Source organism: Winogradskyella sp. MIT101101 (genome assembly GCF_047126865.1).
Taxonomy (GTDB): Bacteria; Bacteroidota; Bacteroidia; order Flavobacteriales; family Flavobacteriaceae; genus Winogradskyella; species Winogradskyella ouciana.
The window spans coordinates 3,373,621-3,396,100 of the sequence record NZ_CP138982.1 but is presented as its reverse complement, the minus strand read 5'-3'; the positions used below and the strand labels follow the sequence as shown (position 1 = coordinate 3,396,100).

At 35.2% G+C, this 22,480-nt stretch carries 20 protein-coding genes and 1 tRNA gene; 16 read left to right on the top strand and 5 right to left on the bottom strand.

Annotation, left to right across the window (positions count from 1 at the left end; all coding sequences use genetic code 11):
* Position 1: 1 nt before the first annotated feature.
* The 7 genes from SIB89_RS15270 to SIB89_RS15240 all read left to right on the top strand — a co-directional run bounded on the left by SIB89_RS15270 (position 2) and on the right by SIB89_RS15240 (position 4,504).
* Entirely contained in the window at positions 2-688 is a 687-nt protein-coding gene (locus tag SIB89_RS15270; protein ID WP_412560451.1) for an SDR family NAD(P)-dependent oxidoreductase, read from the top strand.
* 4 nt (positions 689-692) lie between these two features.
* A complete protein-coding gene (locus tag SIB89_RS15265) occupies positions 693-1,232 on the top strand; it encodes a glutathione peroxidase (RefSeq protein WP_412560450.1) in 540 nt (179 codons plus the stop codon).
* A gap of 5 nt (positions 1,233-1,237) precedes the next feature.
* Positions 1,238-1,405 (top strand): Lacal_2735 family protein, encoded by a 168-nt coding sequence (locus tag SIB89_RS15260; RefSeq protein WP_155089590.1) that lies wholly within the window; start codon positions 1,238-1,240, stop codon positions 1,403-1,405.
* A 4-nt stretch (positions 1,406-1,409) separates the two neighbouring features.
* Positions 1,410-1,874: a TspO/MBR family protein gene (locus tag SIB89_RS15255; RefSeq protein ID WP_412560449.1), complete on the top strand. Its 465-nt coding sequence runs from the start codon at positions 1,410-1,412 to the stop codon at positions 1,872-1,874.
* Positions 1,875-1,906: 32 nt separating this feature from the next.
* Positions 1,907-2,368 (top strand): SRPBCC family protein, encoded by a 462-nt coding sequence (locus tag SIB89_RS15250; protein ID WP_273289421.1) that lies wholly within the window; start codon positions 1,907-1,909, stop codon positions 2,366-2,368.
* Positions 2,369-2,435: 67 nt separating this feature from the next.
* Positions 2,436-3,740, top strand: coding sequence for a cryptochrome/photolyase family protein (locus SIB89_RS15245; protein WP_412560448.1), 1,305 nt, complete (start codon positions 2,436-2,438; stop codon positions 3,738-3,740).
* Between the two features lie 401 nt (positions 3,741-4,141).
* The gene (locus SIB89_RS15240) at positions 4,142-4,504 is read left to right on the top strand and encodes a nuclear transport factor 2 family protein (protein ID WP_155089586.1); all 363 of its coding nucleotides are present in this window, start codon (positions 4,142-4,144) and stop codon (positions 4,502-4,504) included.
* A 95-nt stretch (positions 4,505-4,599) separates the two neighbouring features.
* Here the strand turns inward: SIB89_RS15240 and murA are convergent, their stop codons facing one another.
* The 3 genes from murA to SIB89_RS15225 form a co-directional block, all read right to left on the bottom strand.
* Entirely contained in the window at positions 4,600-5,916 is a 1,317-nt protein-coding gene (gene murA, locus SIB89_RS15235; RefSeq protein ID WP_412560447.1) for a UDP-N-acetylglucosamine 1-carboxyvinyltransferase, read from the bottom strand.
* A 5-nt stretch (positions 5,917-5,921) separates the two neighbouring features.
* Positions 5,922-6,566, bottom strand: coding sequence for a DUF4290 domain-containing protein (locus tag SIB89_RS15230; protein ID WP_273289416.1), 645 nt, complete (start codon positions 6,564-6,566; stop codon positions 5,922-5,924).
* Positions 6,567-6,655: 89 nt separating this feature from the next.
* The gene (locus tag SIB89_RS15225) at positions 6,656-6,949 is read right to left on the bottom strand and encodes a DUF493 family protein (protein ID WP_155089583.1); all 294 of its coding nucleotides are present in this window, start codon (positions 6,947-6,949) and stop codon (positions 6,656-6,658) included.
* Positions 6,950-7,039: 90 nt separating this feature from the next.
* Here SIB89_RS15225 and SIB89_RS15220 point away from each other — a divergent pair, with 90 nt between their 5' ends.
* From SIB89_RS15220 to SIB89_RS15200, 5 genes are all read left to right on the top strand, one after another.
* Positions 7,040-7,582 (top strand): AAA family ATPase, encoded by a 543-nt coding sequence (locus SIB89_RS15220; protein WP_412560446.1) that lies wholly within the window; start codon positions 7,040-7,042, stop codon positions 7,580-7,582.
* Entirely contained in the window at positions 7,582-9,477 is a 1,896-nt protein-coding gene (locus SIB89_RS15215; protein ID WP_412560445.1) for an ATP-dependent DNA helicase RecQ, read from the top strand. Before SIB89_RS15220 ends, SIB89_RS15215 begins: the two co-directional genes overlap by 1 nt.
* A complete protein-coding gene (gene fmt, locus SIB89_RS15210) occupies positions 9,474-10,433 on the top strand; it encodes a methionyl-tRNA formyltransferase (protein WP_412560444.1) in 960 nt (319 codons plus the stop codon). The genes SIB89_RS15215 and fmt overlap by 4 nt, the downstream gene beginning before the upstream one ends.
* A 196-nt stretch (positions 10,434-10,629) precedes the next feature.
* Positions 10,630-10,902: an HU family DNA-binding protein gene (locus tag SIB89_RS15205; protein ID WP_155089579.1), complete on the top strand. Its 273-nt coding sequence runs from the start codon at positions 10,630-10,632 to the stop codon at positions 10,900-10,902.
* A 127-nt stretch (positions 10,903-11,029) separates the two neighbouring features.
* Complete coding sequence (locus SIB89_RS15200; RefSeq protein ID WP_412560443.1) at positions 11,030-11,584, top strand: YqgE/AlgH family protein; 555 nt, start codon at positions 11,030-11,032, stop codon at positions 11,582-11,584.
* Here the strand turns inward: SIB89_RS15200 and SIB89_RS15195 are convergent.
* On the bottom strand, positions 11,581-12,435 hold the full coding sequence (locus tag SIB89_RS15195) for an aminotransferase class IV (protein ID WP_412560442.1): 855 nt from the start codon (positions 12,433-12,435) through the stop codon (positions 11,581-11,583). The two genes, SIB89_RS15200 and SIB89_RS15195, sit on opposite strands and share 4 nt — an antisense overlap.
* 67 nt (positions 12,436-12,502) lie before the next feature.
* Positions 12,503-12,895: an START-like domain-containing protein gene (locus tag SIB89_RS15190; protein ID WP_155089576.1), complete on the bottom strand. Its 393-nt coding sequence runs from the start codon at positions 12,893-12,895 to the stop codon at positions 12,503-12,505.
* Positions 12,896-13,023: 128 nt separating this feature from the next.
* Here SIB89_RS15190 and SIB89_RS15185 point away from each other — a divergent pair.
* The 4 genes from SIB89_RS15185 to SIB89_RS15170 all read left to right on the top strand — a co-directional run bounded on the left by SIB89_RS15185 (position 13,024) and on the right by SIB89_RS15170 (position 22,460).
* Positions 13,024-13,097, top strand: a tRNA-Met gene (locus tag SIB89_RS15185).
* Positions 13,098-13,408: 311 nt separating this feature from the next.
* A complete protein-coding gene (locus tag SIB89_RS15180; RefSeq protein WP_412560441.1) occupies positions 13,409-15,919 on the top strand; it encodes a M14 family zinc carboxypeptidase in 2,511 nt (836 codons plus the stop codon).
* A gap of 179 nt (positions 15,920-16,098) precedes the next feature.
* Positions 16,099-19,473 carry a choice-of-anchor D domain-containing protein gene (locus SIB89_RS15175; RefSeq protein ID WP_412560440.1) on the top strand — a complete coding sequence of 1,125 codons (3,375 nt, stop codon included), beginning with the start codon at positions 16,099-16,101 and terminating at the stop codon, positions 19,471-19,473.
* The gene (locus SIB89_RS15170) at positions 19,464-22,460 is read left to right on the top strand and encodes a LamG-like jellyroll fold domain-containing protein (protein ID WP_412560439.1); all 2,997 of its coding nucleotides are present in this window, start codon (positions 19,464-19,466) and stop codon (positions 22,458-22,460) included. The genes SIB89_RS15175 and SIB89_RS15170 overlap by 10 nt, the downstream gene beginning before the upstream one ends.
* Positions 22,461-22,480: the final 20 nt, after the last annotated feature.

The following is a 22,480-nucleotide window of genomic DNA, read 5'->3' as shown; positions in this document are numbered from 1 at the left end:
TATGAGCAGATTAATAGTAATTGGAGGAAGCAAAGGTATTGGCAATGCAATTGTCACATCTTTGCTTTCTTCTTATGATGAAGTGGTGAATATCAGTAGAACACCACCGGAAAATGAATCTGAAAACCTAAAGCATTACAGTTGTGATGTGATAAATGACGAACTACCAGAAATTGACAGTGCTGATGGATTAGTATATTGCCCAGGTAGCATTAACCTTAAACCGATAAATCGTTTGAGTATTGATGATTTTAAAAACGATTTTGAAATTAATGTATTAGGTGCTGTTAAAGCAATACAAAAGTATTTGCCATCACTTAAAAATGGCAATAACCCTTCTATAGTTTTATTCAGTACAGTAGCCACCAAGCTAGGTATGCCATTTCATGCTAGTGTTGCAGCTTCCAAATCTGCTGTTGAAGGTTTGACCAAGTCATTAGGAGCAGAATTAGCACCTACGGTAAGAGTCAATGCCATAGCTCCAACGGTAACTGATACCGAATTGGCATCTAAACTTTTGAGAAATGAAAGGATGATTGAAAATATGAACGATCGACATCCACTAAAAAAATATTTACAACCTCAAGAAGTTGCCGATATGGCTGGTTTTCTACTTTCTCAAAAAGCAGCATCACTGTCCGGACAGGTGTTTGAAATGGATTGCGGAATAGTTAGTTTTAAAATATAGATTTATGAATCCACTAAAAGCATTTGTCGGCACATTAACAACTTCAGATAATACTGTAACTAGAAAGGCGTCAAAACCTATTTATGATATCAAAATAGACAGTTTACAAGGACAACCAATTGATTTAGTCGATTTTAAAGGCAAAAAAATCTTGTTTGTTAATGTGGCATCAAAATGTGGCTTCACTCCACAATACAGAGAACTGCAACAACTCCATGATACTTATAGGGAACAACTTGTCGTTATTGGTATTCCCTGCAATCAATTCGGAAAACAAGAGCCTGGTGATTCTAACGACATTCAACAGTTTTGTGAAGTTAATTATGGTGTATCATTTCTTGTTACTCAAAAAATTAACGTAAAAGGCCATAACCAACATCCTCTTTACGAATGGTTGACTAAAAAAGCTATTAATGGTAAGAAAAGTTCTGTAGTGAAATGGAATTTCCAGAAATATTTAGTTGATGAAGAAGGCGAATTAATAGACTACTTCTACTCCATCACAAAACCCACAAATTCGCGTATAACAAAACATTTAAAATAGATAATATGTTTGGCCTTTTTAAAAAAACTTCAGAATTAGACAAGCTACAAAGGCAGTATGAAAAGTTAATGTCAGACTGGCACAAACTATCGACTATAAATAGAGCCAAAAGCGATAAGAAGTATGCCGAAGCTCAAGAAGTCCTCGCACATATCGAGAAAATAAAAGCATAATACTTTGAAAAAAGCATACTACCTCATCCTCTTTCTAGCCATTAATTTTGGTGGGCTTGCCATTGGTAATTGGTTTATGGGTGATGCTGTATCTGGCGAATGGTACACCAACCTTAATAAAGCTCCGTGGACACCACCAGGCTGGGTATTTGGTTTTGCATGGACTATAATAATGATGTGTTTTTCTTATTATCTAGCAGAACTCTTTATTGAAAGATCAAAAGTCTCGCTATGGTTAGTTTATGTATTCTCTTGGCTTTTAAATGTTAGCTGGAATTGGTTTTTCTTTAATCAAAAAATGATCACTATAGGATTGATCGTTTTAATACTATTGTTTCTTACTATTCTCTACTTTTTTATAACATTTAGACACGATAGACTTAAGTGGGCTAAATATCTATTGTTACCCTATATAATATGGCTATTTATAGCAACCACTTTAAATGGGTATATACTATTCAATAACTAAGCCCAAACCTAGTCAAAAACAAAATACACCAAATGAAAATATACACCTTACATAAAAAGCAAAACTTACCCATCTCTGTTGAAAAAGCATGGGATTTCCTTTCAGACCCTAAAAATTTAAAAGTCATTACTCCAGATTATATGGGATTTAATATTCTTTCAGGTGCTGATAGACCTATGTTTCCCGGACAAATCATTCAGTATATTGTAACGCCTGTTATGGGAATAAAAACCAAATGGGTGACTGAAATCACGCATGTAATGGATAAAAAATATTTTGTAGATGAACAACGCTTTGGTCCTTATGCGCTTTGGCATCACAAACATTTCATCAAGGAAATTGAAGGAGGTGTAGAAATGGAAGATATTATAGATTATAAAGTCCCAATGGGTTTTCTTGGGCAAATGGTACATCCAATTTTAGTAAAGCCTAAATTGGAAGAAATCTTTAATTACAGAACTGAGAAGCTAGAAGCACTCTTTGGAAAGTACTGAAAATGAATTATTATGCAACAAAGACAAATGTCTAATAACTAATTCATTATCTGAATAATTAAAAACAATGAATAATAAAACAAATATATTCTGGTTCAGAAGAGATCTTAGGCTGGACGATAACGTAGGTTTTTACGAAGCATTAAAGGGAGAGTATCCTGTTACACCAATATTCATTTTTGATTCTGAAATTTTAGATGATTTACCCGAGGATGATGCCAGAGTGACCTTTATTTTTAAAACGCTTCAGAAGATGCGCAAAACATTGCAGGATGAGCATAATAGTAGTATTGCCATGTTTCATGGGAAACCTATTGATGTTTACAAAGAATTAATTAAGGATTATGATATTGAAACTGTTTATACAAACCACGATTATGAACCCTATGCAAGAGAACGCGATGAGGCCATCGGAAAATTATTAGATGACAATGGCATAGACTTTAGGACCTTTAAAGATCAAGTAATTTTTGAAAAAGATGAAGTCGTAAAGAATGATGGAGACCCTTATGTTGTGTATACACCTTACATGAAAACCTGGAAAGAAAAATTTAAGGATCATAATTTAAAAATTTACTACACTAACGATTATCTAGATAACTTAATTCAACACACCAGATTACCCAACCTCAGTTTATCGGATATTGGTTTTAATACATCTTCACAGGAAATCAAAGATTACGAAGTGACACCAACACTAATCCAAGAATACCAAGCGAAACGAAATTACCCAGCCAAAGAAGCCACCTCTCGCTTAGGTCCACACTTACGTTTTGGAACGGTAAGCGTACGTAAAATGATTAAAAAAGCGATTAATGAGAGTAACGAAATCTTTTGGCAGGAATTAATTTGGCGCGAATTCTTTATGCAAATTCTATGGCATTTTCCTGAAACCAAGGACAATGCTTTTAAATCTAAATACGATCGAATAGAGTGGAGAAATAATGAAGATGAATTTAAAAAATGGTGCGAAGGTAAAACAGGCTATCCATTAGTGGATGCAGGTATGCGACAACTGAACAAAACTGGTTTTATGCATAATAGAGTGCGAATGCTAGTAGGTAGTTTTTTGTGCAAACACCTATTGATTGATTGGCGTTGGGGCGAAGCCTACTTTGCAGAGAAACTCCATGACTATGAAATGGCTAGCAATGTCGGTAATTGGCAATGGGTGGCAGGTTCTGGTGTGGATGCTGTACCATATTTCAGAATTTTTAATCCCACCACTCAAATCGATAAATTCGATAAGGACAAAAAATACATCAAAAAATGGGTAGAAGAATATGGCACCGAGGATTATCCCGAGAAAATGGTTGACCATAAAGAAGCTAGGGAACGCTGTTTGGAAACTTACAAATCAGCATTAAATTAACACCTTAAATAAATTATTTTTAACTTTTTAACTATTTAATATAATAATTAAAAAAATCTATCGTTATTACTTTTAAGACTTACCAAGTCTTAAACCGAAATAACCATTTCAATAAACAATTTCAAAAAGCCCTGATTAGTCTCAGGGCTTTTACTTTTTTAAAAATGTAACCCGTCGTGCATTATGAACATTTCATCGATTTTTGCACTAACCCTAAAGGGAATATCGATGAAATTTCAAGTTCATCCTTTAGGCAAGAGGCACAAAGCTTGATATTTCAATTGTTTTCAACGAAATTCACTCAAAATGCACAACGGGTTAATATAATCCTAACATTATTTTAAGACAAGTCGGTAAACTTTTGAGTACATTTAAAATACTAATTAAAAACCATAAGCAATATGAGTACTTGGGATGTCGCCAAAAAATGGCACCAAATGTGCGCAGAAGGTAAAAACCTAGAATGCGTCAACGAACTTTACGCAGAAAACGTAACAAGCCGAGAAATGCCAGGTATGCCTGGAGAAGTTACTGAAGGAAGACAAAATGTCTGGAATAAAAATAAAGAATGGTTAGATAATGTTGAAGAATTTCATGGTGGAGAGATTGGCGAACCGGTTGTGGCAGGAAATCATTTTACCTCTAAAATGACTTTTGACGTCACCTTTAAAGACAGAGGAAGACAACAAATGGAGGAAGTTGGTGTATGGGAAGTGAATGATGATAAAATTGTGAATGAGCAATTTTTCTATTCGATGGAATAACACAGTATTTTAGTGAAAAGTAAAGAGTGTAAAGGGAGTCCCAATCAACTCTCTTTACACTTTTTATTTTATATTTATTACTTCGTACTTAAATGCTAATTCCCTTCCAAACGCTCAATTTTAGCTCCAATAGCCCTTAAGCGTTCATCTATATTTTCATAACCACGATCTATCTGTTCTATATTGTGGATTGTGGATGTTCCTTTCGCAGACAGAGCAGCAATCAATAACGATACACCAGCTCTAATATCTGGAGAGGTCATTGTGGTTGCTTTGAGTTGTGATTTAAAATCATGACCGATAACCGTAGCTCTATGAGGATCACAAAGAATAATCTTAGCTCCCATATCAATCAATTTATCTACAAAGAACAATCGACTTTCAAACATTTTTTGATGAACCAAAGCACTTCCTCTGGCTTGAGTAAGCACTACCAAGACTATACTCAATAAATCTGGCGTAAAACCTGGCCAAGGTGCATCTGCAATGGTCAATATTGAGCCATCTATATAATTTTGAACTTCATACCCATCTTTATGAGCAGGTATGTGGATATCATCTCCTTGACGCTCTACCGTTATACCTATTTTTCTGAAAACACTCGGAATAACTCCCAAATCATCCCAACTCACATTGGTAATGGTCAATTCACTCTTGGTCATCGCTGCTAAACCAATCCAGCTACCAATTTCAATCATATCTGGCAACATTCTATGTTCAGTTCCGCCAAGTTTATCAACACCTTCAATAATTAACATATTAGAACCAATACCAGAGATATTCGCTCCCATGCGATTAAGCATTTTACACAGTTGCTGCAGATAAGGTTCGCAGGCGGCGTTATAAATGGTAGTCTTACCTTCAGCCAATACTGCAGCCATTACAATGTTTGCGGTACCTGTTACAGAAGCCTCATCAAGAAGCATATAAGTTCCTTTTAACTTTTCTGCTTCTACACCATAAAAATAATCTTCCTTATTATATCTAAATTTAGCTCCAAGGTTTATAAACCCTTCAAAATGTGTATCTAAACGACGGCGACCAATTTTGTCACCACCTGGTTTAGGAATATAGCCTTTACCAAAGCGGCCTAATAAAGGTCCTACAATCATGATTGAACCTCTTAAACCCTTACCATCTTCTTTAAATTCTGCAGACTCTAAATATTTTAGATTTACCTCATCTGCTTTAAAAGTGTAAGAACCCTTACCTAATTTATTGATTTTAACACCCAGCTTTTTTAATAAAGCAATGAGTTTATTAACATCAATAATATCTGGAATGTTGTCTATTTTAATTTCTTGGTCAGTTAATAAAACTGCGCATAAAATCTGTAAAGCTTCGTTTTTTGCTCCTTGAGGCTGAATTTTACCTTTGAGTTGGTGGCCTCCTTCAATTTTAAATGTTCCCATACGTTTTAGTAACGTTTTCTATTATTGGAATATTTCTTTTTAGATTTTTTTGGACCGCTTTTCTTACTATACTTGGATTTGGATCTCATTAAGTCTGAAGAATCCGTTAAATCCTCATCCTTATTTTTTAAGTTTATCTTACCATCGGAAAGCTCAAATAGGTGACCAAAGATAACTTCATCTTCAACGGTATCCTTATTCCAATTGAGGTAACACTTTTTCATGTGATTAGCAATGGTATAAACCAATGCCTCTTTCATTTCACCATCCTCCCAAGTACATGCCACATCAATCATCGTTTTAATATTATTTCCGTAGAAACGATATTTTGGATGATTCTGAGGATATTTTAACGGTTCTGGCCGAGCGGTTAACTCTTCTTTTGAAGGTTTCGGAAACGGAGAATCAGCGTCTAAATCAAAATCAGACATTATAAATAGCTGATCCCATAACTTATGCTGAAAATCTGGCACATCTCGTAAATGCGGCTGTAGATTTCCCATTACAGAAATAATAGCTTTTGCTAACTTGTTTCGTTCTTCCTTGGTTTCGCGAGACTTGGCATAGTTTATCATCTTTTGTAGATGGCGTCCATACTCAGGAATTATTAAATGCTCGCGTTCTGTGTTGTATTCTAAATCGTCAATCAAAATTGTAAAATGTGTAGTAAATAATTTTAAAACCTGAAGTCTCTAGGTTTTGCTGCAAAGTACAAAATTTTAAGCAGCATATATAAATTTTATAGAGAAATTACACCGTCAACGTTTTCGGCAACCTCTTTATACTTTTCAATTACGGCTTCAGGGTTTTTCATTCTAACGTTAATAGAGACACTTGTATATTTTCCTTTCTTGGATTCATTGGTATTAATAACAGCTCCCAAATCATTGAATAAATCTTCAATATCCTTTATTCCCGTACCCTTAGAAACCACAATGAACTTATACAGATACTCCGTTGGCCACATGGCTGTATCGTACAATTGTGATTTTAATTTTTCGTAAAATTCCTCACTTTTTTTAGAACTATTCATATCAAAATTTTTCAGTTGCAAAGATACACTTAACTTTACATTTTTATCTTTATTTTTATTCACTTATTATATAGCAAAAACATTGCCAATTTGAATCCTATAAAAGTTGTCATAGCTGGTGGCCCTGGAACAGGAAAAACCTCAATTATCAATCACTTAAAAGAACGTGGTTTTCTCTGTTTTGATGAAATCTCCAGACAAGTCACTTTACAAGCTAGAAAAGATGGCATTGAACAATTGTTTCTTACCGAACCTTTACTTTTTAGTGAAAAATTATTGGAGGGCAGACTACAACAGTTTAAGGATGCTGGTAAAGCAACAGAATCTGTGGTGTTTTTAGACAGAGGTTTACCAGACGTTTTGGCATATATGGATTATATAGGTGACAAATACCCACAGTATTTCATCGATGTTTGCAATGCCAATACATATGATTTTGTTTTTGTTTTGGCACCTTGGCAAGAGATCTTTACAAGTGATAGCGAACGCTATGAAAATTTTGAACAAGCCATTGAAATTCACGAGCATTTATTAAAGACATATATGCGTTTTGGCTATCAACTTATCGATGTGCCTTTTGGTTCAATAGAAGACAGGTCTGATTTTATACTTAAGGAACTAAACATTCAGTAATGCATCCGATAGAAGTTTTAGAACGCTACTGGAATTACACCTCTTTTAGACCACTACAAGAAGACATTATCAATTCGGTTTTAGAGAATGAAGACACTTTTGCCTTACTGCCAACTGGAGGTGGAAAATCGATATGTTTTCAGGTACCTGCATTGATTAAAGATGGCATTTGCATTGTAGTATCTCCTTTAATTGCCTTAATGAAAGATCAGGTTAACACACTGAAACATAAAGGCATTAAAGCTATTGCGTTAACTTCTGGCATGCCATATAATGAATTGGATACGCAATTGGATAATTGTATCTATGGAAATTATAAATTTCTATATCTCTCACCAGAGAGATTACAACAGCCCATAGTACAAGAACGTATTCAGCAAATGAAGGTTAATCTCATTGCTGTTGACGAAGCGCATTGCATCAGTCAATGGGGAAATGATTTTAGGCCAGCTTACAAGAATATTTCAATCTTGAGGCAATTACACCCTCGAGTCAACTGCATTGCGTTAACGGCTACTGCAAAACACAATGTCATTGATGATATTGTTGATAATTTGGATTTTATCAATCCAAAGGTTTTTAAAGCATCATTTGCCAGACCCAATATTGCTTATCAGGTTATCCACACGGATGACAAATTATTTCAGCTAGAATATATTTTAAACACATATAAAGGAGCTTCCATTATATATGTGCGAAATCGACGTGCCACAACCGAGATTAATAATTATTTAGAAGCCAAAGGGTTTTCTTCAACGTTTTACCATGGAGGTATAACCAACAAGGAAAAACAGGAGCGTCTGCAACAGTGGCTAAATGGCCAAAAACAAATTATGGTCGCTACAACCGCTTTTGGAATGGGAATTGATAAGGCTAATGTAAAAACAGTAATTCATTTCAATTTACCAGAAAGTTTAGAAAGTTATTATCAAGAAGCTGGTCGTGCTGGTCGCGATGGAGAGTTGGCACATGCTATTATTTTAAAACAGCACATTGACGAAGATCATTTGCGCAATCAGTTTTTGAGCACATTACCTTCTGTTGACTTTGTAAAGAAGGTTTACATAAAGCTTTGCAACTATTTTCAGATTGCTTATGGCGAAGGAGAAAATAGTACGCATCAGTTCGATTTTAAAACATTTTGTTCTACATACCAATTGAATGCTAGCATAACTTACAACGCACTATTGGTGTTAGACAGAAATTCAATAATAGCTTTAACACAGCATTTTAATTTTAGAACCAAAATTCAGTTTTTAACTACAAATGCTGCACTGTTTCAATATCTTGAAACACATTTAGATTTAAATACTGTGGTTAAAGTCCTGTTACGAACCTATGGTGGCATTTTTGATTATGAAACAAAGGTGAACCTGAATCTGGTTGTTCAGAAAGCCAACCTATCGGAAAAAGGAATTATAGAACAATTAAAACGTTTAGAGAAAGACGAGGTTATTAGCCTTCAAATGGCAAATACCGATTCTGAAATCACATTACTGAAGCCTCGTGAGGACGATATCGCCATAAATCCCATTGCTAAAACCATTGAGCAACAACATCAATTGAAACACAAACAAGTTGAAGCTGTCCTTAATTATATAAAGAATGATTCCGTTTGTAAAAATCGGCAATTGCTCGCCTACTTCGGCGAAAAAACCACAGAAACTTGTGGTCAGTGCTCTGTCTGTACAGCAAAAGTTTCACATAGAGAAAAAGATTCAAAAATTAATATTTCAAACCTTATTCTAAAAGCGTTACAAGCAGAAGATTTATCTTCGCGACAATTATTAAAATCCATTAATTGTACCGAAAAAGAATTGTTGCAAACTCTTTCAGAATTAATGGAAATTAAAAAAATTAAAATAACCCAAGCTAATACCTACACCTTAAAATGACACAAAAACGAGATTTACGGATTGTATTTATGGGAACGCCAGATTTTGCTGTGGCTTCCCTAAAAGGGCTTTTAGACCACAATTACAATGTGGTCGGAGTCATTACTGCACCAGATCGTAAAGCAGGTCGTGGGCAAAAATTAAGAGCATCTGCAGTCAAAGCGTTTGCTTTAGAGCGCAATCTTAATATTCTACAACCTAAAAATTTAAAAGCTGAATCTTTTATTGAAGAATTAAGAGCGCTTAAGGCCAACTTACAGATTATTGTTGCTTTTAGAATGCTACCAAAAGTGGTTTGGCAAATGCCAGAATATGGTACCTTTAACCTTCATGCATCGTTACTGCCTCAGTATAGAGGTGCAGCACCTATTCATTGGGCTATTATTAACGGTGAATCAAAAACTGGTGTCACCACATTTTTTATCGATGAAAAAATTGATACTGGTGCCATAATTCTAAGTGAAGAAACCAAAATTAATGATGATACAACTGTAGGCGAACTTCATGATGAATTAATGGCTATTGGAAGTGATTTAGTCATAAAAACGGTAGAGATAATAGAAAAAGACGAGGTTTCCACAAGCATTCAGCCACAGTCAGAAGATTTAAAAACGGCTTATAAACTCAATCGTGATAATTGCAAAATTGATTGGGAACAAGATTTAGACTCCATATATAATAAGATACGTGGCTTAAATCCTTTTCCGGCAGCTTGGTGCTATTTAGACAATGGCGATGAGGAATACCTTACCATTAAAATATATGGTATTGAAAAAGAATTAGACAAACACAGCCATAAACCAGGATCTATTTTTGTTTCGAAGGACGAGTTAAAAGTAGCATGTAGAGGAGGTTATATTAAAGTGAACGAAATTCAGCTTCCTGGAAAGCGAAAAATGGATGTAAAATCACTTTTAAATGGTTTTGAATTTTCAAAAAGTGCAAAACTGCTGTGAACCCTTATCGCTGTTGGTATCGTAAAAAATCCGACAAAATGCATTCCTTTATTAACAAATGCTATAACTTATTAACAAAATCGCTTATTTCCCTTGCTATTACTTGCGTAGCTTAATATTCCTAATAAATTTGTGTACGGATTTTTAAGAATCATAATTAAAAACCGAATTTTTAACAATTTAAATTTAAAATTTTATGAACAAAACAGATTTAATCAATGGTATGGCAGAGAATGCTGGAATTACAAAAGCAGCTGCAAAAAAAGCATTAGACTCTATGTTAATTGACATCGAAGGAGCTTTACAAAAAGGAAACAGAGTTTCTTTAGTAGGATTTGGTTCTTGGTCAGTTTCTAGAAGAGCGGCAAGAGACGGAAGAAACCCACAGACTGGTAAGACTATCAAGATTAAAGCTAAAAATGTAGTGAAATTTAAGGCAGGTTCTGACTTAAGTAGCGCAGTAAACTAAGACATTTTTTCTTAAAAATACAGAGCCTGCTCAATGAGTAGGCTTTTTTTTGTTCTAATTTTAGGAGTTTAAGTTGTTTAAATGGCAAAAATACCATAGATTTAGTAAGCGAAAATAGCCAGCTAAGATGACAAAACCCGAAAAAGGCAATTTGTTAATTGCAGAACCATCCATTATTGGAGATATGTCTTTTAACCGTGCAGTGATACTTTTAGCAGATCATAATGCGCTAGGCTCTGTTGGGTTTATACTAAACAAACCATTAGATTATAATCTTAAAGATCTTATTGATGGTACCGAATCAGAATTTACGGTTTACAATGGTGGACCTGTAGATCAGGATAATCTTTATTTTATTCATAAATCTCCAGAATTGATACCAAATAGTGTAGAGATTTCTAATGGTATTTTTTGGGGAGGAGATTTTAATATTGTCCTAGATTTGATCAACAACCAAAAGATTTCACAAGATGATATTCGGTTTTTCTTGGGTTATTCTGGTTGGGCAGAACAACAATTAGACAGCGAGTTAGAGTCTAATGCCTGGTTGGTTTCTGAAAATATATACAACAATGATATTATTGCCAAGTCATGTAATTCGTTTTGGCGCGAAAAGATGCTAGAACTTGGTGGAGATTATAGCATTTGGTCCAATGCACCAGAAAATCCGAGTTATAATTAAGACATCAGCCTCAATTTGGCATTAAGTTTTCCCACTACTTTCTGAGCAAAATCACTACCATAATTCTTCTTACGATATTTTGATATTGGCACAATACCCTTTATAACATTTGTAATAAACAATTCATCAGCTTTCTGTAGTTCAAACGGGCTAATAGAGGTTTCTTCTACATAGAGATTAACATCCTTGGACAAAATTTCTAGAACTTGCTTACGCATTACACCTTTAAGACAGCCATCCTCCAATGGTGGTGTTTTAATTTTGTCTCCTTTTACCAAGAACAAATTGCCATTTAGTGCCTCAATCACATTTTTATTGGTATTGAGAACCAAACAATTGTCAAAATCATTCTCCTTAGCATAGATGCTCCCAATGACCTGTATAGATTTGTTGTTAGATTTTAAACCCGATAATAAGCCAGGTGCCATAAAAAAATCCTTATACAAATCAACTACATAAGGTTTATCAGCATCAATTGTATAGAACGGATTATTGTGAGGTTCAGCTACTATATTAAAATTAACTTTCGAGTTTTCATCAGGTAAATACTTGCCACCTTCTCCTCTATCAACATTTAATCTTACTCTGGCTGAAGCATCAATCAATGTGTTAGCTTCAAGAGTTTTTAAAATTTCTGCTTCGAGAAATTCCATGGTAAAGTTCATGGGAATATCCATCCGCATAATACGCATTGAAGCCATGAGTCTAAAGTAATGATCTTCCCAAAAGAAGATTTTACCATTTACAACTTTTAAAGTTTCAAAAAGAGCGTCACCGTATTTATATCCTCTATTTTCTGAAGTCAATTTAGAGTTTGATTCAGCGACAAGATTTCCGTTAAAATTTATCATAAAAAAAGTCCCGATTTAGTTTAAAATTAAATCGAGACAAAGATATAATAGTTGAGTTAGTTACTTGTTACCTTGAGCCTAAAACTTGCTTAAGACTAGAGATTTGGTTATCCCAAAGCATTTTTCCTTCTTCTATCTCGTCTTCTTCCGCAAAGTCTGTAATCATAAGAGATACATCCTTAGTAATTTCATCTACCTGTATACGGATTTCAAAATAGCAGCTTGCACCATCTTCATCATCACTGAGCCAGCGAAATTTTACACGTTCACCACTTTTCTTGGTTAGTAATTTTGCTTGTTCTTCTGAACCGTCCCAAATAAACGTAAATAATTCTCCTCGAGAATTAACGTTATCGGCAAACCACTCAGACAAGCCTGAAGGTGTAGATATATATTGATATATAAGTGAAGGAGATGCCTGTATAACAAACTCCATTTCATATTTTTCTTTGTCCTCCATATACGCATTTTATTGTGTGCTCAATATATACAATTATGGTACAATTCAAAACTTTAAACTAAAATAATTTTTTGGATTGTTATGTTTGTTGTCGTTGAATTTGTTTTTATATTTGCAGCCGCAATTATGGCGAGGTAGCTCAGTTGGTTAGAGCGTCGGATTCATAACCCGGAGGTCTCGAGTTCAAATCTCGATCTCGCTACAGCAGTAAAAGTCCAGCACGAAAGTGTTGGGCTTTTTTTATGCCTTCTATTGAAACTACTCCATAAATTATTAGGTTTAATAACTAGGTTATGTTTTACTAAGTATTCTAATTTATAACTCAAGGAAATTAACCGTGAAATCAATATTAACTCTTTAGTTTTTCAGATTAAATAATATCTAAGCGTACGATTATATAAGTAGATTTTGATATTAAAATGCATTTCATCGGTTTTTTTATGCGTTTTATAGATTTTTTTAATATAATTTATATATTGCACTCAACATAAATTTCATTTAATCCCAAATCTGATGAAAAAAATTACTTTGTGGCTTTTGGCCTGTATGCTATTGTCAACAGCCTTCTCTCAAGAACTTCAAAAAAGAGAAGTTGACAATTTACTTAAAACCCAAGGAGAACTGACTTTCAATTTCAAAATTGAAACTAAAGAACAGCTAAAATCGTTATCAAAAACTTTAACGATTGTAAACTTTAATAGTAATACAAAAGAAGTTAAAGCATGGGCTAACCAAGAGCAATTTGAAAACTTCTTGACAATGAATATCTCCTATAAAGTATTTGAAGAAGATAATGATATTAATGAAAGATTAATGTCAGACGACATAAGTGTATTTTCAAGAGCTCCGAAGCCAGGATATACATTAGAGTTCCCTTTGACGGCCTATCCAACCTATGCAGACTATGCTTCTCAAATGCAAAATTTTGAAACTGAGCACTCAGACATTGTTGACTTTTTTAGCATTGGTACAACAGGCCAAGGTGATAAGGAAATTCTATTTGTTAAGATCTCTGATAATATCTCTACTGATGAAGCTGAACCAAAATTATTATATACATCATCTATGCATGGTGATGAAATAGCAGGTTATCCTATGATGTTAAATCTCATCGATTATATAATAACGGCTTACAAAGACAACACACATCCCGACCATACAAGGATAGCAGATCTTGTTAACGGTTCAGAAATTTGGATCAATCCTAATGCAAATCCAGACGGAACCTATCATTTAAGTGCAGATAATACTTCGGTTGCAAACGCCAGAAGAGGTAACGGCAACAATGTAGATTTAAACAGAAACTACCCAGATAATTTAGGTGGAGCACATACAGATGGTGAAGTTTATCAAGCTGAGACGTTATTGTTTATGCAATTAGCAGAAGATAATCACTTTGTAATATCTGCAAATTTTCATGGAGGTATAGAATTGGTAAACTATCCTTGGGATAATACTTATGACAGACATCCTGATGACTCTTGGTTTATATTAACAGCTGGAGAATATAGAGATAATGCACAAAACGATGGGCCTGCAGGATATATGGATGATGAAAACAATGGAATTACCCACGGTGCAGATTGGTATTTAGTTAATGGTGGACGACAAGACTATATGAATCACGATCACCAATGTAAAGAGGTAACAATTGAATTATCAAACACAAAAAAACCACCAGCCAATCAGTTAGATGATTTCTGGAATTATAATCGAGAGGCATTATTAGATTATTTAACTCAAGGAACATATGGTTTTAGAGGTATGGTAAAGGATGTCAATACCGGCAATCCTATTGAAGGAGCAACTATTAAAGCTGTAGGCCATGATGATTTAGGTTCATGGACCGTTTCTGATGTAGATGGTGACTATTACAGACCAATTTACGGAGGTACCTACGACCTTATCTTCGAGGCTCCATGCTATCAATCTGTAACATTATCGTCAGAAACCATTAGTAATTATCAAACTAAAATACTTGCAGACGTATTGATGACTCCTTTAACACCTACAGTTCCTGGGAGTTTAAATGCAACCAATATAGTGTCATCTTCTGCTACTTTAAGCTGGTCTTCTGCCACAGGATCTAGTTATGATTTAAGATATAGAGAAGTTGGCTCTGGTACTTGGGAGGAAGTTTTAGATATAGATTCAGATTCTTATAGTTTAACAGGATTGAACCCAGAAACAAATTACGAATATGAAGTACGTTCTAACTGTGGAACAAATTCATCGGCATATTCACCGACAGAAAATTTCACTACTGCTGTAGTTTCATATTGCGCTGCTCAAGGTAATAACATAAATGATGAATATATTGGAGAAGTTAGCTTAAATGGAACTGCTAACAATTCTCTAGGTACTACATCTTCCGGATATTCAAATTACAGAGGTTCTTCCATTTTTAGTCCCATAGAAATTGGTAGTACGGGAAACACCATTTCTGTTATGAAGTATTGGGAAACTACTCAGTATAATGAAGCGGTTTCTGTTTGGATAGATTATGACCAGGACGGAATATTTACTAACGCTGAAAAGATACTTGAAGCAGGAGCTTACATTAACCCACAAACAGTATCAAATACGTTTACAGTACCAAATTCTGCAAAAACAGGAGATACTGTTATGCGTGTTATTATGAAATACTACAACAACGCTAATGAAGGCACAAATCAAACAGATCCTTGTGAAACTTTTGCTTATGGTGAAGTTGAGGATTATACAGTTAATTTATTTGATCAAACTTTAGGTTTAGAAAATAATAATATTGAAAATATCAAAATATACCCTAATCCATTTAGTAATACAATTGATATAATAGTACCAAGTAATATCTCTGATGATAACGTTTTAGTAACTATATATGATGTATTAGGTAGAACCGTTTATAATCAAAGTGCAAAATCAGTAAATCAAACTATCAAACTATCGTCATTAAATCATTTAAAAGGTGGATCTTATATTTTGAAAATACAAAATTTAACCAAAAACCAAACCCTTGTTAAACAAATAGTTAAACAATAATAAATATTTAAATCCCTTTAAAAAAGCTCAGTTTTTGTAAAAATTGAGCTTTTTTTTATCACCCTGATTATTAATCATTTAAAAATTAAAATTGCATTTCATCGATTATTTTTGCTGTTTATGGAATAATGTTCTATGTTTGGTGCATAAATTTAGTCCCAAACTAAACTTAACCGCTTATGAAAACTATTACTCTAACCCTAGATAGGTATGCACTAATTGTATGTGCTATTCTTTTTACCACATCCATCTATTCCCAGACTTGTGGAACTACAATTTCGAGTTATCCTTATTCTGAAAATTTTGAATCTGGTGTAGGTTCATGGACACAAGACACTGGAGATAATATAGATTGGACAAGAGATTCAGGTGGAACTCCATCTGGAAGCACAGGCCCAAGCACAGGAAATGGGGATACATGGTATATGTACGTTGAAGCTTCGGGTAATGGAAGTGGCTTTCCAAACATGGTTGCCAATTTTGAAAGCCCATGTTTTGATATAACGTCTGAATCTAATGCATATTTTAGTTATAGCTACCATATGTATGGTGTAGATATGGGCACTTTAAATGTAGATATAAGTACAGATAATGGCTCAACGTACCCAACGACCTTAAGAACTTATTCAGGAAATTTGGGAAACACCTGGAATACTGATCTTATAGATTTATCATCATATGTCGGTCAAACAATCAAACTAAGATTCAATGCAACGACGGGTACAAACTATAGAAGTGACTTTGCTATAGATAATGTAAGTTTTACCACAACACCAAGCTATTGTGCGTCTAATGGTAATAGTACCAACGATGAGTATATAGGTAGATTTCAATTGAACACCATAGACAACTCTTCAGGTGTTGGTACTACAAGTACAGGGTATTCTGATTTTACGGCAATTTCGACCAGCCTCACTCAAACTAATAACTATACATTTACAATTACACCAACTTGGACAGGTACAACTTACGCAGAAGGTTATGCCATTTGGATTGATTATAATCAAGATTATGACTTTGCGGATGCTGGTGAATTAGTTTTCACGCAATCAGCAACGACAGCAACTCCTATATCAAGTAATTTCACTATACCATCTGGTGCCACTTTAGGAAACACAAGAATGAGAGTTTCCATGAAGTATAACGGAATTCCTACAGAGTGTGAGTCTTTTGGGTATGGAGAAGTAGAAGATTACACCATAAACATAGTAAGCGCTACACCTCAACCAGAAATAAATATTACAGGTAATGGTTCAACAATTGTTGATGGAGATGTTACACCAGCTGTGAGTGATGACACTGATTTTGGTAATGTCGCTACCTCTGGAGGGACGCAAGTAAACACATTTACAATTCAAAACACAGGAACTTTAAATTTAAATTTAACCGGTGGATCACCTTACGTTAATATTACTGGTGCCAATGCAGCAGATTTTACAGTAACGGCAATTCCAGCAACGCCAATTGCAGCAAGCGGATCAACAACATTTCAAATTACATTTAATCCAAGTGCAAATGGACTTAGAACAGCTTCTGTTTCTATAGCAAATAATGATAGTGATGAAAATCCATATAACTTCGATATACAGGGAACAGGGTTTACACCTGCACCAGAAATAAATATTCAAGGTAATGCTACTACTATTACTGATGGAGACATAACACCTACAACTGCAGATGACACCGACTTTGGTGCGGTATCAGTTACTGGCTCAACAGATACAAATACTTTTACTATTCAAAATGTTGGTACTGCAACATTATCTATTGGTGCAATCACTATTGGTGGTGCACACGCATCTGATTTTACAGTAACAGCCTCACCTGCCTCATCTGTAGCAGCATCTGGCAACACAACATTTGATATCACTTTTGATCCTAGTGCTGTAGGTCTAAGATCTGCTACAGTAAGTATAGTTAATGGTGATAGTGATGAAAACCCTTATAATTTTAATATTCAAGGTTATGGTGTTACACCTGGCACATGTTCGTCGACCGTATCATCATACCCATACTCAGAAAGTTTCGAAGCAGGCTTTGGGCTTTGGACACAAGAAATCAATGGTGTAGAAGACGATTTTGATTGGACAAGAAGAAACAGTGGCACACCAACGTCTCAAACGGGCCCTAATGCCGCACAAGATGGAAGTTATTTTATTTATACCGAAGCTACGGGAAATATTAATACAACAGCAAGATTAGTAAGCCCTTGTTTTAATTTAACAGGTACAGACAACCCAAGATTTACTTTTTTCTATCACATGTATGGAAATAATGGAACAACAAACTATATGGGTGATTTAACTGTAGAAATTAGCACAGATAATGGCTTATCATATTCAAGTGTATTGTACAGTGCATCTGGTTATGCCCAACCAAGTGATAACTCATCATTTACACCGATAGGTGTGGATTTAAGTAGTTATGTGGGTCAAACTGTTAAAATAAGAATTGGTGGAGATATATTGGGTGATGACCGAAGTGATATGGCAATTGACTTGGTTTCAATGGTAGATAAGGCCAGCCCTACCGTTGCGCCGGGCGGTGTAACATCAGGTTTAGCTCTATGGTTAAAATCTGACGACGGACACAGTTATACAGATGGACAAAGCGTTACGGCTTGGCAAGATCAAGGACTTGGTTCAGATGCTAGAGTTCAAAATAGTTCCCAAGCTCCAACATATCGAGATAATACAACACAGAATGTCAATTTTAATCCAGTGATTGAGTTTGATAATTCTTATGGAACATACACCGAAGACACAGATTACTCACACGACGATACGGGCTCTGAATTCCTATCAGGTGATTATGGCTTCTATACTCAAGATATTTTTATAGTTCTTATACCAGATGACACGCCCATCAATAACTCTTTTGGCTTTATGGATGTCTTTTGTAGTGATGCCCACCTCCATACTGCTGCTGAAGATGCAACCGGAATTGGTTTCGGCTTTTATACAGGTAGAGTAGATGGTGAAATCATTTGTTATGCACACGATTCTTACACGCAAGGGCAAACACCACCAGATGGCTATGCAGTAGCAGAAATCGGTACAGGGTCTAGTTATGACAATGTCGGAATTATAAACACAAGAAACAACAGCGCAAATACACAACAAGAGTTATATTATAATGCCAATGATATTGAAACCACTCAAAACGACATCGCAGAATACATGAATACCAATGATTCGAGATGGTGGATTGGACGAAGTGAAGGTTGGGAATCATCCTTAAATGCAAGAGTTGCTGAGGTTATCACATATTCTTCAAGAAAAACTGATGCAAACTTAACACAAGAACGTAATAGAATTCAGTCTTATTTAGCTATAAAATATGGTATTACTCTCGGCGTTAATGGTACTTCACAAGATTATGTAGATAGCGATGGTACAGTAATTTGGGATCAATCAGTTAATTCAGGGTATAATTATGATATTGCTGGTATCGGTAGAGATGATGATTCTGATTTAAACCAAAAACAATCTAGAAGTGTTAATAACGCTACTGATGGCACAGGCAGAATTCAAGGGTTCTTACTATGGGACTAACTGATATTTACGACACAAATAACCTAAACAAGTCAACAAACGCGACAACCTTTAACGATAAAGAGTTTTTAATGTGGGGAAATAATGGTGCAGATTTAAATCTAGCACCAACAACAATTACCGTAAACATGAGTTCTGGAATTACGCCGGCGCTTACAACTCAAGTTAGTTTTAACGGTATGCAGCGTATTTGGAAAGTCGTAGAAAATGGTGGAGATATTCCTGAAGTGAAGGTACGATTGCAAGAAGATGCCGTAAGAAACATTACACCTCCAGGAAGCTATTATATGTTTATCTCTAGTACCGGTGTATTTGATCCAACCGCAGACTATAGAGTTATGACTTCTGATGGTAACGGTAATTTAGAAACTGAGTATGACTTCGATGGTACAAAATATATCACATTTGGATATGCTCCGCAAGTCGTTACAGAACGCTCTGTTTATTTTGATGGTGCTGTAGATTATATAGACGTAGAAGATAATCTAGATTTAAATCCAACTGGTTTTACCATATCTGCATGGATAAAGCGTGATGCTGCAGACAGTGGTACTAAATCTATTATTTCAAAAAGACCGACATCATTTACAGCAATCTATGAAGGATATGATTTAAGAATCCTAAATGATAACAGAATACAAATGTATTGGAGAAACGGAGGTCTACAAACCGTAGTAACTACAACAAGTATTCCTGACGATGAGTGGCATCATGTTGCTGCTGTTTATGACGGTTCAACAATGTATTTATATATTGATGGTGTGCTAGATGCCTCGGCAGGCAGATCAGCGCCAGTTGCAACCGATCATTCTTTCGTAATAGGTGCAGCAGGTAAAGGCACTACCACACAACACTTTAGAGGTTTTATTGATGAAGTACGTGTTTGGGAGACTGATTTAACTGCAAACCAATTACGCTTTATAATGAATCAGGAGATAGAAGACAATTCGGGTCAGGTAATGGGCAAAGAAATACCTACATCAATTACAAAGCACGATATTGATGCTATTCCGTGGAGTGACTTAGCGGGCTATTACCCAATGTCTGTTTATACTTATACAAATACAGATGATGCTTCAGGAAATGGAAACCAAGGAGCTTTAAGAAACTTAAATACCGTTGCAAGACAGACGGCTCCACTACCCTACGAATCAACTCAAGATGGTGATTGGGACACAAAAGCGACGTGGGTAAATGGTAGCGAGCAATATATCCCTGGTTCTACATCAATAGTAGATTCTAATGTAACGGTAGATTGGAATATTGTAAGAACGGCACATAATATCTCTATAGATAACTCAAGCTTGCCAGCTTCTAAATTAGATAACAGAAAAGTATTGGGTCTTTATGTGGATGCCAACGAGGTAACTCTAACAGGTGATAACGCCACAAATACTGGTAATGGATTAACCGTATCGCACTACTTAAGGTTGACTGGTAAAATCGACTTAGAGGGCGAATCTCAATTGATTCAAGAAACAGGTAGTGATTTGCTGGTTGACGCTACTGGTGAGCTTGAAAAAGATCAACAAGGTACAGCTGACACATATACCTATAACTATTGGTCTTCACCAGTCGGTGAAACTGATATGGCGACAAATGATTACCGTTACACTGTACAGGATGTTATGTTCGATGGTACTAACGGAGTTAATTTCTCAAGTTCAGGACTTGACGGAGCAGCAACCAGTCCTATTAGAATTGCAGATTACTGGATATGGAAATTTGCCAACTTAACAACTGATGATTATTCTGCATGGCAACACGTAAGACGCACAGGCACCATAAATGCAGGTGAAGGTTTTACAATGAAGGGTCCTGGAACAGGTTCAATACTCACAGAACAAAACTATGTGTTCTTAGGAAAACCGAATAATGGCGATATTACTTTAACCATCAATAGCGGTAACGATTATTTAGTTGGTAATCCTTATGCTTCTGCTATAGATGCGGACGAGTTTATTTCTGACAACACAGATACTTCTGGTACCCTTTATTTCTGGGAGCATTGGGGAGGAGGTTCCCATATACTACAAGAATATCAAGGAGGATATGCATTGTATAACCTTTCAGGTGGTGTGCCAGCTCCAGCGCCAGATCCAGATGTGGCTCAAGTAGGTGTAGGTACTAAGACACCTGGCAGATATATTCCTGTTAGTCAAGGTTTCTTTGTAAGTGGCATCAGTACTGGAACTATAAATTTTGAAAATGACCAACGTGTTTTCCAAAGAGAAGGTGGAGCAAGTTCTGTGTTTTTGAGAAATTCTCATACTTCAAACAACGATGTGGAAACAGATGATAGAATGAAGTTTAGAATTGGTTTTAACGCAAGTCACTCAATGCAATTGCACAGACAACTGTTATTGACCATTGATGAAAATACAACAACAGATGTAGATTGGGCTTATGATGCTAAGTTAAATGACAATCAAACAGATGACATGTTCTGGATAATCAATGATGAACAATATATTATCCAAGGAAGTAACGATGCAGAAATTTCTGCTGTTTATCCAATAGGTGTTAAAGTTAATGAAGATGGTACAAATTCTATTACCATAGATGAATTAGAAAATGTACCTAGTGATTTAAATATCTACGTCCATGATAAGGATCTAGAACTTTATCATGACCTACGCGCTAGTGACTATGAAATTTTCCTAAACGCTGGTGAATATCTCAATCGTTTTGAAATCACTTTCGGAACAGCTGCTGATATTCTTGGTATTGATGATGAAGTTAGCGAAAATTTAGATGTGTTATACTCTAATGACAAAGAGAAAATCATATTAATAAACCCTAACCAAATAGAAGTAAAATCGATTGAATTATTCAATGTATTAGGACAATCTATTCATACTATTGAAAATATTTCAGAGAGCGGTTACTCTGAATACGAAGTTAAGAATTTAAGTACTGGAACTTATATCATTAAGTTATATGCTGCAAGCGGTTCAGTATCGACGAAGAAAGTTTTAGTAAAGTAATTTTTTGCCCCAAATCTTAA